10 protein-coding genes are annotated in these 13,403 nt (G+C 41.9%); 5 read left to right on the forward strand and 5 right to left on the reverse strand.

The window, feature by feature from the left end; translation table 11 throughout:
* Positions 1 to 140 precede the first annotated feature (140 nt).
* The 5 genes from ID165_RS09945 to ID165_RS09965 all read left to right on the forward strand — a co-directional run bounded on the left by ID165_RS09945 (position 141) and on the right by ID165_RS09965 (position 5,192).
* A complete protein-coding gene (locus tag ID165_RS09945; RefSeq protein WP_192350188.1) occupies positions 141 to 1,067 on the forward strand; it encodes a DUF4412 domain-containing protein in 927 nt (308 codons plus the stop codon).
* 64 nt (positions 1,068 to 1,131) lie between these two features.
* Complete coding sequence (locus tag ID165_RS09950) at positions 1,132 to 1,641, forward strand: dihydrofolate reductase (RefSeq protein WP_192350189.1); 510 nt, start codon at positions 1,132 to 1,134, stop codon at positions 1,639 to 1,641.
* Entirely contained in the window at positions 1,634 to 2,419 is a 786-nt protein-coding gene (locus ID165_RS09955; RefSeq protein ID WP_192350190.1) for an SDR family oxidoreductase, read from the forward strand. The genes ID165_RS09950 and ID165_RS09955 overlap by 8 nt, the downstream gene beginning before the upstream one ends.
* Before the next feature lie 125 nt (positions 2,420 to 2,544).
* Positions 2,545 to 3,795, forward strand: a complete 1,251-nt coding sequence (locus ID165_RS09960) for a competence/damage-inducible protein A (RefSeq protein WP_192350191.1) — start codon at positions 2,545 to 2,547, stop codon at positions 3,793 to 3,795.
* Positions 3,796 to 3,890: 95 nt separating this feature from the next.
* Positions 3,891 to 5,192, forward strand: a complete 1,302-nt coding sequence (locus tag ID165_RS09965; RefSeq protein ID WP_192350192.1) for a dihydrolipoamide acetyltransferase family protein — start codon at positions 3,891 to 3,893, stop codon at positions 5,190 to 5,192.
* Positions 5,193 to 5,318: 126 nt separating this feature from the next.
* Here the strand turns inward: ID165_RS09965 and ID165_RS09970 are convergent, their stop codons facing one another.
* Genes ID165_RS09970 through ID165_RS09990 form a run of 5 tightly spaced genes read right to left on the reverse strand, consistent with a single transcriptional unit; the run spans position 5,319 to position 13,278 of the window.
* Positions 5,319 to 8,177: a PAS domain-containing hybrid sensor histidine kinase/response regulator gene (locus tag ID165_RS09970; RefSeq protein WP_192350193.1), complete on the reverse strand. Its 2,859-nt coding sequence runs from the start codon at positions 8,175 to 8,177 to the stop codon at positions 5,319 to 5,321.
* A complete protein-coding gene (locus tag ID165_RS09975; protein ID WP_192350194.1) occupies positions 8,177 to 9,187 on the reverse strand; it encodes a PDC sensor domain-containing protein in 1,011 nt (336 codons plus the stop codon). Before ID165_RS09975 ends, ID165_RS09970 begins: the two co-directional genes overlap by 1 nt.
* A 22-nt stretch (positions 9,188 to 9,209) precedes the next feature.
* Positions 9,210 to 9,449: a hypothetical protein gene (locus ID165_RS09980; RefSeq protein WP_192350195.1), complete on the reverse strand. Its 240-nt coding sequence runs from the start codon at positions 9,447 to 9,449 to the stop codon at positions 9,210 to 9,212.
* Positions 9,450 to 9,863 carry an OsmC family protein gene (locus ID165_RS09985; RefSeq protein ID WP_192350196.1) on the reverse strand — a complete coding sequence of 138 codons (414 nt, stop codon included), beginning with the start codon at positions 9,861 to 9,863 and terminating at the stop codon, positions 9,450 to 9,452.
* Positions 9,864 to 9,900: 37 nt separating this feature from the next.
* Positions 9,901 to 13,278 (reverse strand): methylmalonyl-CoA mutase family protein, encoded by a 3,378-nt coding sequence (locus tag ID165_RS09990; RefSeq protein WP_192350197.1) that lies wholly within the window; start codon positions 13,276 to 13,278, stop codon positions 9,901 to 9,903.
* Positions 13,279 to 13,403: the final 125 nt, after the last annotated feature.

A 13,403-nucleotide genomic window follows, 5' to 3' on the forward strand; every position in this document is an offset into this window, starting at 1 on the left:
GTCCAACACCACAGCCTACCTACCCATAACCACCGATCGTATTACAGACTTTCAGAAAAAAGTAAAAAAACTTCTTTTTTACCCTGATTTTAAGGATCTTGTATCTATTATTTCCCCATATTTTTAAAAATTAACAGCTCATGAATAATCTCCTCCGAAGTTTTATCCTTTTGATTTTTATCTCTCTCCTATCCTTGTCTGTGGAAGCCCAAATCATGAAAAGGATCCAAAATGCCGCAAATCGCGGTATAGAAAAAGCTATAGAGAAAAAAGTAGAAGATGAAGCCACCAAAATGACCGAGAGGCAGTTAGAGAAAATATTCACTGATATGTATGGAGACAGTGATGGTGGAGCTTCCGGAAGCATAGACTTAAGTAAAATCATGAAGGGCTTAGGCGAGCCGGTGGATACAGAGGGTCAGTATGATTTCTTTGGATATATTGTGCTGGAGATGACAAGCACAGATGACAAAGGGAAGCTAAGCGATCCCATACAGTTGAAATCATATTTGGCTAAATCTTCGGATTACACCGGAATGGAATTAGTAGACCCGAAAAAACCCGAGGCCAGTACTTCTATGGTTTTTGACGTGAAAAACCAAGCTTCCATCGTGTTTCTCGAAAATAAGGGAGAAAAGTCCAGCTTTGCTTACAAAATGGATGTGGATGCAATAGATGATGCCGTCTCCGATCACTTAGATACGTTATCCGTAGACGATGTATCGGTAGAAAAGACAGGAAGAACCAAAGATATATTAGGCTATTCCTGCGAGGAATATCACGTTAAAAATGAAGATGGAGAAGGATACTACTGGGTTACCGAGGAGGCTATAGGAGGCTATTCATCATTCTGGAGCAATAATAATCCTATGATGACCTCTAAAGCGCAAGAAAAATATGCAAAGCATTACAAAAATTTCCCCAAGGGGAATTTTATGGAGCTTACGTATAGCACAGAAGAGTCAGGTACTATTGAGATGAAGGTAATACAAATAGACAAGTCGGCTCCCAAATCACTTACTATGTCCGAGTACCCCAGCATCATGAATTCGATGGAAGAGCAGTAATTCTGCATCATTTTATTTTTTCCGGTGTTCAGGCCTATTATCTTCAAGGCAAGAAGCACTTTGCATGAAGATATCACTAATAGCCGCACTGGCTACCAACAATGTCATCGGTCGCAATAACGACCTGGTTTGGCGATTACCTGATGATTTCAAACGTTTTAAAGCAATAACCTCCAATCACTACATTCTGATGGGACGTAAAACGTTCGAATCCCTTGGCAAGCCTCTGCCCAACCGGACTCACATTGTCATCACCGGAAATAAAGACTACACTGTTCCTGATGGACATTACGTATTCGAAAGTGTGGAGAAAGCATTTATATTTTGTCAAAAGATGGAGGTTGACCATCTCTATGTGATAGGTGGAGGAGAGATTTATCGTCAAACATTGCCTTTGGCAGATGAGTTGGTTCTTACAGAAGTGGAAGCTACTCCAGAAGGTGACACTTATTTTCCTGAGTTCAACAGAGACAACTGGAAGGTTACATTCTCCGAATTTCATCCCTCTGACGAGCACCATCAATACGCATTCACCTACGTCAATTACGATAGAATCCATAAACACCATGTCTGAACAAGTAATTTGGATCACAGGTGCTTCCTCAGGAATAGGTGAAGCATCGGTCTATAAGTTCGTAAATGAAGGCTACCGGGTGATCCTTTCTGCCAGAAATCGAGAAGCACTGGAAAAGGTCAAAACTTCAAGCTCTCATCCGCAGAATTGTAAAGTACTTCCACTTGATTTGATTGATCAGGCTTCTTTCGAAGAAAAAACAAAAGAAGCCATAGCTGCTTTTGGACATATTGATCTAATACTTCACAATGGTGGGATAAGCCAACGCTCTCTGATTCGGGATACGCCGATCGAAGTGGACCGCAGGCTGATGGAGGTGAATTTCTTTGGCACTGTGGCACTGACGAAGGCACTTCTCCCCCATTTCATTTCCAGGAAATCCGGACAGTTTGGTGTAATCTCATCTTTAGTCGGGAAGTTTGGTTCGCCATACAGGTCTAGTTATGCTGCTGCCAAACATGCCCTTCACGGCTTTTTTGAGTCGCTCAGATTAGAGCACTTCAATGACTCTATTGCCGTCACCATGATTTGCCCGGGATTTATCAAAACAGATGTATCCAAAAATGCATTAACGGCTGACGGCACTCCCCTCAACGAGATGGACAAGGCACAGGAAAATGGCATGAGTGCAGAGAATTGCGCAACCGAGATTTTCAATGCCCTCAAAAGAAAAAAGGAAGAGGTCTATATCGGTGGAAAAGAGACCATGGGGATTTATCTAAAACGATTTATCCCTACAATTTTCACTAAAATACTTCGCAAATCTGAAGTAAGATGATGTGATGACAGTATCACACAGCCTGTCCCGAACTTGCTTCGGGACAGGAATGATTATCGAACTTTCGAAATTCCATAGTCTGCCCGGCTGATCGGGGCGACCTATAAAAATCAAATTGTAAACACATGAAAGTAGTCAGAGCCGAGATAATATCCATTGGTGACGAGTTGCTCTATGGGCAAATAGTCGATACCAACAGTCATTGGATCAGTCAGGAACTTGATCTGAGGGGCGTGAAAGTAGTACGTAAAACGACTATAGGAGACGACCGAAAGGATATTCTGGCAGCATTCGCTTCTGCCGAAGCCAGAGCCGACATCATTTTAATCACCGGTGGACTTGGTCCTACGCAGGATGATCTAACCAAACCCCTGTTGGCTGAATATTTTGATTGTCCCATAGTAGAGAATACTGCAGCCGTTGAAGCAGTCACGCAATTTTTCAGGAAACGTGGTAGGGAAATCACTCCTCTTAATATTCTTCAGGGGCATTTGCCCGCCTGCTGCACTTACGTCCCAAATGAAGTGGGAACGGCTCCAGGGATGTGGTTTGAACGCAACGGAACCTATTGGATGTCTATGCCGGGGGTGCCCCATGAAATGAAAAAGTTGATGAGAGACTTTGTCTTGCCAAAACTTCCTGAGCTATTTCCTCTCCCCGTCATCGTCCACCGCATGGTCAAAACGGTCGGAATAGGGGAAAGTTGGCTGGCAGATTTGATTAGGGACTGGGAGAATGCACTTCCTAAATCCATTCGGCTAGCGTATTTGCCTTCGCTGGGTCACGTCAAGCTTCGTCTTACAGGCTTTGGGACAGATAAAATTACTATCGAAAACGCTATTCAGAAGCAAATAGATATGGTCTTGCCTAGCATAGAAAAATACGTATATGGTTATGATTCAGAGTCTTTGGAAATGGCTATCGGCAAGCTTTTAACCTCTAGTAAGAAAACCGTAGCTTTAGCCGAAAGCTGTTCGGGCGGCTATATTTCACATTTGGTTACCAGTATTTCCGGCAGTAGTTCGTATTTTCAGGGAGCTGTTGTTCCATATCATAACCGGTTCAAGCATGAAATCCTCCATGTGAAGAACGACACTTTGAATACCTTTGGTGCTGTAAGTGAAGAAACAGTCCAAGAGATGGCAACAGGTGTCCGCGAATTATTCCAGTCCGATTTTGGTTTGGCAAGTAGTGGAATAGCTGGTCCAAATGGAGGAACGGCAGAAAAACCTGTTGGTACGATTTGGATTTCCTGTGCCGGACAGGGATTTATTGAAACCAAAAAGCTTCAGCTTACTCAGGACAGGATGCTCAATATTCAACTGACCGCAATGGCAGTTTTAAACTTGCTTCGAATTTGTATTTTGGATAAATAACAAATAAAATTTCCATTAAAAGGTTTGGGATAGAGTTTTATAAAATTTAATTTTAAAACTTGTATATAAACCCAATAAATCAATAAATCATAACCATGGCGATTGTAGAAATGCTGATGCCCAAAATGGGCGAGAGTATCATAGAGGGCACAGTGCTAACTTGGCTGAAAAAAGAGGGGGATATCATCGAACAGGATGAATCCGTTTTAGAGGTAGCTACGGACAAAGTGGATACTGAGGTTCCTTCCACCCACGCCGGAGTGCTGAAGCAGATCCTTGCCAAAGAAGGAGAAGTAATTGCGGTGGGGGCTCCAATAGCCATAATAGAAATAGCAGCAGGTAGAAAGACAGGTAAAAAGAATGGCGCCGTAGAGCCAAAAATAGACAGTAAAAAAGAAGAACTGGTGGCAGCGGCCCCTGAAAATACAGCCGCAATTTTAGCTTCGGCAGAACCCCTAGAATCCGAAAATTCCGGAGATGATAGATTCTATTCTCCTTTGGTGCAAAGCATAGCCAAGGAAGAGGGCATTTCTAAATCCGAGCTGGCCAATATACCCGGTACGGGAAAAGATGCCAGAGTAACCAAGCAAGATATGCTTAATTACTTGGAGTCCAAGACTACTGCTACTAAGCAGACATCATCTATCCCTTCTATTTCGGCCCCAAAAGCACAGGTGAGCATTTCCGGCGAAGATGAGATCATAGAAATGGACCGCATGCGCAAGATGATAGCCCAGCGCATGATTGAATCCAAACGTATCTCAGCACATGTCACTTCTTTTGTAGAAACAGATATGACTAATATTGTGTTGTGGCGCGAGCGAAACAAACTTGATTACAAAGCCAAATTCGGTGAGTCGATCACTTATACCCCGTTCTTTATCGAGGCTGTTGCAAAGGCTATACGGGACTTCCCTATGATCAATATCTCAGTAGATGGAGATAGAATCATCAGGAAAAAGGATATCAATGTAGGAATGGCAGTGGCATTGCCTAATGGAAATCTGATCGTACCGATCATCCGAAATGCTGACCAGTTGAATTTGGTGGGAATTTCCAAAAAAGTGAATGAGCTGGCCAATCTTGCACGAAACAATAAACTGAATGCAGACCATCTGTCCGGAGGAACATATACTGTCTCCAATGTAGGCTCATTCGGTAATGTAATGGGAACTCCTATTATCCCTCAGCCTCAGGTAGCTATTATGGCCGTAGGTGCTATAGTGAAAAAGCCGGCGGTGGTAGAAACTCCCACAGGTGATGTGATTGCTATACGGCATAAAATGTTTCTTTCCCATTCTTATGACCATCGGGTAGTTGACGGTTCTTTGGGAGGCAGATTTGTCAAGCGTGTTTCAGATTATCTGGAAGCATTTGATATCAATACTCCTTTATAGTGAAGGTCAAAGGAAAAAGGTGAAAGGTTAGCTTCTTTCACTCTTTTCCTTATCCAGCTTGTATCACGAAACAATAGTTGGTGAGATAATCCCAAAATTGGTATTTGACACAGACTCCTTTTTAATTCACTCTCTTGAATCCTTTCTCAGGGAATATTCCTTTATTTTTTCTGCAAGAGCCACCAAGCGAATCGGCTTAGTCAGATAATCATCCATCCCCGCTTCTGCCGCCTTTTTCCTGTCTTCATCAAATACATTGGCAGATAAGCCGACAATAAACAGCTCTCCTCTATTTCCCATCTGTCTGATTTTCTTCGCTGCCTCCAGACCATTCAGCACCGGCATCTGAACATCCATCAGGATAATATCAAACTCTTTCTGCCTTACCAGATCCAAAGCCTCTTCGCCATTTTTGGCAACCGAAAATTCGTACCCTAACTGTTCCAGCATCAACGTCATCAGCTGAAGATTAAGGTCATTGTCTTCTGCCAGCAAAATCCTCGCAGGATACTCTTCTGCCATTCCATTCCAGTTGGTTCTATTAGGCATCTCACCTGAAGGTAACTTGGCTATTACTTCAGGGGCATTTTTCAGCAGCACTGTAAAAGCGAAAATGGCTCCTTTTCCGAGCTCACTGGAAATAAGCAACTCCCCTCCCATTAATTCTACAATCTTCTTCGCAATAGCCAAGCCCAATCCGGTACCTTGATAAGTTCTGCTGCTAGAGCTTTCCACCTGATAGAACGGATCAGTCAATTTGGGAATTTCGGCTGCGGGGATGCCAATCCCACTATCCTTGACACTACATCTCAGGTAATTAATCTCATCTGAAAAATTTTCTAGTTCAAGTATTACCGTGACAGTACCTCCTTTAGGGGTAAATTTCACCGCATTCCCCACAAGATTCAGGATAATTTGATTGATCTTTTCCACGTCCCCCTCCATCAATTTCTTGGTCTCAGGTTCACACTTCGTAGTAAGTATCACTCCTTTCTTCTGCGCTAGTCCATAGAAAATTTGAACTTGCTTTTCCAACTCCTCAGCAGGAGAAAAAACAATAGAGTTAAGAACGATTTTGCCGGCTTCAATTTTTGAATAATCAAGTATGTCTTTGATAATATTCAATAAAGAATTTCCTGAGTTTTTGATGATTTCAAGGTACTGAAGCTGTTCGGTATCCAATTCAGTTTGATCCAGTAAGTCAATGATTCCCAAGAGTCCATTCATCGGGGTTCTTATTTCATGACTCATATTCGCCAAAAACTCAGATTTTGCTCTGCTTGCCTGATCAGCTGCATTCATAGCCTCTACCAATCCTCTCTCCCAAATTCGCTGACCGGTTATGTCTTTTGTAATAGACATCATTCGTGTGGCATCCAGCGGAAAAAACCGAACCTCAAAGTACTGATTATCTTCATTGCTGCTGAGCTTTAAATCTACCGTTTGGATTTGCCCCGTTTTTCTCGCAAGGTTAAAAGCAAATTGTGTTTGTTCACGTTGCTGTGATGGAACCAAGTCAAAAAGGGATTGTCCTATCAAAGCGCGGTCTATTGATTTCAAAAATTCTTGATCCTTGGAATGAGAGTCCAATACTACACCATCATTATCGTATGCAAATATGATGTCGGGTATATTATCAATGAGGTTTTGAAGGCGTTTCCCACTTTCAATCAACTCTTTTTTACTTTGGTATTGATCAGTGATGTCTGTGCAAATACCCAGTCCCCCATTGAACCTCCCCTGTCCATCAAAGATTAATTTCTCAAAAACCCGGAGACGGACTTCCGTGCCATCAGGTTTCTCAAAATCATACTCCAAATCAATGAAGGACTTATTCTGGCTAAGCGCACTTTTGACCAATCCTTTCACATTTAAAACATCTTCATGTGTTTTGCCTTCTTTAAATGCTTCTAAAAACTCTGATTTGGGATGGCCTAGAATTTCAGCTACTTCATCGCTTACTCTGGTAATTTCACCTTTGTAATTATGAAAAAACACAAATCCCCTAAGTTCTTTTAAGAGGATATTTTGCTGGTCAAATAACTCCGAAATTTCCTCGGCACTTTCTTGAAGTAGCTTTTGGGATACTAACCTATTTTGTAAAGAAAGCGCAAAGAAAACCACCGTACCTATAAGTAAAAGTACAAACCCTGAGAATAAAAACAGGTAAGTACTGTATAGCCCATCCATGATTGAATTTGATTCAATCATAAATAAAAGTGCAGCACGGTGAAAAATCTCTCCAAAGTCAAAAGGATATTGAACCAAAACTCCGTAACCTGAAGTTTCCCCCAGCTTCCACTCCACATTGTAAAGCCCTATTACTCCAACCGAAGCATCATTTTGAATCTGTTTAATAGAAACACTATCAAGTATCAAGTTGGAATCGCTCTGTCCAAAATCAAGCTTATGCAATTCCTCCCCAAGCATCATGAATTTGCTACCGCCTTTGTTCAAGTAATAGTGGGTCACAAAATTCTTAGTAAACTTCACCGGGTTCAATACAAAAGTAAGCTCAAATCCTTTGCCATTGCCCTTGGTAAAATACACGAAATCACGGTTTTCTTTTTCAGGAATGTCTTCATAGTATCCATTTCTAATAAAGTCATTTCTCTCAGTCCTAGTCAGATATATAGCAGAATCCCGGAGATTTACCCATACAGTATCTATCAGGCCCGGGTAGTTGTTGAATACCCTCCTAACAGTTTTCGTTAAGTCATCCCTATAATCATTCACGTCCAAATCCTCATCTTCAAGATAGTATATCAAATCCTTGGCATTTGCTTCAAACCTATCTATTGCTATTTCTATCTCTGTAGCCGCAAGCTCCGTTTGTTTCCTTAAAAACTCGCTCCTTGATTTGGTTTCAGCATCTTTTATTGCGCTGAAAAAGCTTACTCCAAGGATAACCACCAAGATCACCAGTACGCTTCCGATAACAATAGTCAGCCAGTAATCTCTGCGATACTCAATTCTTTTATTCATCAGGATTTTAGTTGTATCTCTATCAAATACCAATCAAGAAGTGTAAAAGGAACTGCGTACGCGGCAACAGGACTAAATTCATCTGCGAAAAAAAAGTGATTTTCCTTATCTAAGATTATTGCATTAGCCATTTTCCTAACTTCATTGTTTTTGCTGTTGAAAAGATTAAAATCAGAAATCCGGAAATTATCAGCTAAAATTGTTTCTCTATATACATGATTTAACAAAGGCGGAAAACTCAGTGATTCAATTGCGACAGCTTTTCCTCCAACAATATCACCTTTGCTGTTTACAATCAGGAAATCCCCTTCCTTACTTTCCAAGAACCGGCCAATAAGTTCATCTACCGTAATATCTATACCCAGTACAGCATACAATTCACCCTGCTCCGTCACAGGATGAACCAGTGAGAGAATCCAGCCTCTGCCTGCGGGATCGACATAGACCTCGGGGATCCATACAGGTCCCTTTTCAGGATTGTGCTTAAAATCTCCTTCGTAAAAAAAATTGAAACTCGTCACATCTATGTCCGGATCCAACAGGGCTTTGGAATCATAGGCGGGGAATACACGTGATACTTGGTCTACAGAGTTGTAATAAACCTGTGCCAGCATACCGTGTTTCTCAAATGTCTGATGAAACAATGAATCCATACCGTTGGTGATCAAGACATTTCGCATCGCTGCATCATAGTCCGGTGTGGTATTTAGAATTACTACGGAACTTAGCTTTTCAGAATCTTTAGGTAAGTTGGTCGAATATCCATGGTCAAAACTGTATTTGTCCACTTCCACGTATTGCCGTAAACTATCCCGGTTTGCCAATAGAAATTCGAAATGATCCTTTAGCATAATTATCTCCTCATCTAGCCGGGACAGCTCTGACTCTATTTCAATAATGATAGACCGGTCAAACTGCAAGTTGTGCTTGCTTCTATTTCCGGAAGTTGGTTCGCAAGCACCTGATAACACAAGGAGTAATAGAAAAACACAAGGAACAATTGGTCTCATGGGATTTAAGCTGATCAGGAAATTATAAATTTTCCACCTCACTACGAAATGATTCACCCATTTCCTTAAATCTCAGTTTCACTTTATCAAAGAAAATCCCATTCCAAAAAATCTCCAAATCAGTTTCAGCTACAACATCCATTTCAGGGATTTTGAATGTCTGCTCCATCGGGCCTAATTCATACTTGATGATGTATTTACTATTCCAGGAGAACACACTGATGCGTATGTTCTCCTGATTGAATTCCTTTACAACTCTCATTTAAACTGACCTTACTTCTGAAGAAAAGGTAATATTGGACTTCAATGATGAAGCCACTGAGCAGTATTTCTCTACCGAAAGAGCAACAACTTTGGCGAACTCTTCATCCTTGGCATCAGGAGAAACCAGAATGAATTTCAAGTGAATATCTGTGTAAAAAGCCGGAACACCTTCATTTCTTTCCCCTTCCACTTCTACAATGAAATCAGTCACTGTTTTACGTTTTTTCTTCATCATCAAAACCGCATCTACTGATGCACAGGATCCCAATGCCGACAACAGCATATCCATCGGGGATTGCGCTTTTTTTTCTTCAGGATCGTACATATCAATCTGTACTACATTACCTTGAGGATTGACCGCTTCATACTCATGGTCCGCTTTCATCCGAACCGTTACATTTCGTTTTGCCATTTTTTCTTATTATCAATTTTTCAATCTTTCAATCCAATTACATATTCCGGCGATACTGCCCCCCTACTTCATAAAGTGAATGGGTAATCTGCCCAAGTGAACAATACTTTACGGCTTCCATTAGTTCCTCAAAAATGTTCCCGTTCTTTACCGAAACATCTTTTAAAGCCTGAAGATGTTTTACTACCATCTCCGGATTTGTCGAATGCAATGTGTGTAAGGTTTGGATCTGGGCTTCTTTTTCTTCCTTCTCAGCACGTATGACTTCGCCCGGAGTCACCGTAGGTGATCCATCCGAAGAAAGGAAAGTATTCACTCCGATAATAGGAAATTCACCAGTATGCTTGAGCATTTCATAATGCATACTTTCTTCTTGGATTTTGCCCCGCTGATACATGGTTTCCATGGCTCCCAGCACTCCACCACGCTCAGTGATTCTGTCAAATTCCACATACACCGCCTCCTCTACCAGATCTGTCAATTCTTCTATAATAAAAGATCCCTGAATAGGATTTTCATTCTTAGTCAATCCCAATTCTTTATTGATAATCAGCTGAATAGCCATTGCTCTACGAACTGATGCTTCAGTAGGCGTCGTAATCGCCTCATCGTAGGCATTGGTATGCAGGGAATTGCAATTATCGTAAATCGCATATAGTGCCTGAAGGGTAGTACGAATATCGTTGAAGTCAATTTCCTGTGCATGAAGTGAGCGTCCGGATGTCTGTATATGATACTTTAGCATTTGCGAGCGCTCATTTGCTCCATATTTCAACTTCATGGCTTTAGCCCAAATTCGGCGGGCGACTCGACCGATTACCGCATATTCAGGGTCTATTCCGTTGGAGAAAAAGAAAGAAAGATTCGGTGCAAACCGGTCGATATCCATTCCGCGGCTTACATAATACTCTACATAGGTAAAGCCATTGGACAGCGTCAACGCCAGCTGTGTAATAGGATTTGCTCCGGCTTCGGCTATATGATAACCTGAGATAGACACAGAATAGAAATTACGAATGGACTGCTCGATAAAGTATTGCTGCACATCTCCCATCAGCCTTAAGGAAAATTCAGTGGAAAAAATACAGGTATTCTGAGCCTGGTCTTCTTTCAAAATATCCGCCTGAACAGTCCCTCTTACTTTGGCAATGGTTTCGGATTTGATTTTCTGATATACTTCGACCGGCAATACTTGATCTCCTGTTACCCCCAAAAGCATTAAACCCAATCCATTATTTCCTTCAGGAATTTTCCCATTGTATTTCGGTCTGGGAAGGTTTCTGTTTTTATAGATCAGCTCAATTTGCCCATCGATTTCTTGTGCCAGTCCATTGTCTTTGATATATACTTCGCATTGCTGATCAATTGCCGCATTCATATAGAACGCCGTCATCGTAGCAGCAGGACCATTAATAGTCATTGAAACCGAAGTCATTGGATCTACCAAATTAAAGCCTGAGTAGAGCTTCTTTGCATCATCCAGACAGCAGACATTCACTCCCGAATTACCGATTTTACCGTAAATATCGGGACGATAGTCAGGGTCTTCCCCATACAGTGTCACGGAGTCAAAAGCTGTGGAAAGACGCTTTGCCTCCATATCCTTGGAAACGTAGTGGAAGCGCTTGTTGGTACGCTCAGGCCCACCTTCTCCTGCAAACATTCGGGTAGGATCCTCTCCTTCTCTCTTGAACGGAAAAACTCCGGCTGTAAATGGGAACTTGCCCGGAACATTTTCCCGCAACCCCCATTTCAATAGATCTCCCCAAGCTTCATACTTAGGCAAAGAAACCTTCGGAATTCTTGTTTCAGATAGAGAAGTCGAAAAGGTCTTAATCTTTATCTCCTTATCGCGTACTTTAAAAATATAGAAGTCTTCTCTATATTTAGCCGATTCAGAAGTCCATTCTTCCAGCCATTTCTTGTTCTTTGGATCAAATTCCAGTTCTACCTGAGCATACACTTCCTGAAGTTCTTTGACCAATCGATCCTTATCCTCCACCTTCGTATTTGCTATTGCTTCTACAGACTTTGTTATGCTATAGAGCTGCTGGGCAATTTCCCGTTGCTCCTCCACCCATACATCGTAGTTTCTATTGGTTTCAGATATTTCAGATAGATAGCGTGTTCTGGCAGGTGGAATAATATAAATTTTCTCTGAGCTACCTGAAGTCAACCCGACATCGCTATGCAGATCAGGATGGTTCTCAGCAATCTTTGAGATCAATGTCCTATACAGCTGATTCATGCCGGGATCATTGAACTGAGAGGCAATAGTACCAAAAACAGGAATATCCTCATCTTTGATTTCCCAAAGATTGTGGTTACGCTTATACTGTTTTTTCACATCCCGAATCGCATCCAAAGCACCTCTTTTGTCAAACTTATTAAGCGCTATCACATCTGCAAAATCCAGCATATCGATCTTCTCCAATTGTGAAGCAGCTCCATATTCAGGCGTCATCACATAGAGTGAAAGATCAGAATGCTCAACGATTTCTGTATCGGATTGGCCGATACCGGATGTCTCCAAAATCACCATATCAAAGCCGGCGGCTTTCACCGTATCCACGGCATCCTGTACATAGCGGGACAGTGCAAGATTAGACTGTCGGGTAGCCAGTGAACGCATATACACACGTGGATGATGAATCGCATTCATACGTATTCTATCTCCCAGCAGTGCTCCACCTGTTTTTCGCTTTGAGGGATCAACTGATATGATGGCCAATGTCTTATCCTCAAAATCCATTAGGAATCTTCTAACCAACTCATCCACTAGGGAAGACTTCCCCGCCCCACCGGTACCGGTGATCCCCAGAACAGGTGTTTTACAATCCTTGCTTTGCTCTCTTACTTTCTCTAAAAGAGCCGAAGAGTTATCCGGGAAATTCTCAAATGCGGAAATAGCTCGTGCGATATGCTCTTTATTAACCACTCCAAGAGAGAATCCTTCCGGCAATTCATCCCCAACCGCAAAATCACACTGACTGACCAAGTCATTGATCATTCCCTGCAATCCCATAGCACGTCCGTCATCCGGTGCATAGATTCTCGTGATCCCGTAGTCATGAAGTTCTTTAATTTCCTCAGGAAGTATAGTCCCTCCCCCTCCGCCAAAAATTTTTACATGTGCTGCTCCTTTCTCCCGAAGCAAATCATACATGTATTTGAAAAACTCCACATGTCCTCCTTGGTAAGATGTGATCGCAATAGCCTGCACATCTTCTTGGATAGCACAATCAACGATCTCCTGCACCGATCGGTTATGTCCTAAATGTATCACCTCGCATCCAGTGGACTGGATGATACGGCGCATAATATTGATCGCTGCATCATGTCCGTCAAATAGTGATGCGGCAGTAACTATTCTAATGTGGTTTTTGGGTTTATAGCTCTCAGGAATCGTAGTCATGGAGTTGAATGGGTATAGTTTTCAGTTTTTGGGCCATTGGGAGTCTTTCCTCGCTCCTATAGGCTCCGGTCACAAATATAGCAATTATACAGGTGCTGCACTTTTGCTACTGAATGAATAACAAA

Source organism: Algoriphagus sp. Y33, from assembly GCF_014838715.1.
Taxonomy (GTDB): Bacteria; Bacteroidota; Bacteroidia; order Cytophagales; family Cyclobacteriaceae; genus Algoriphagus.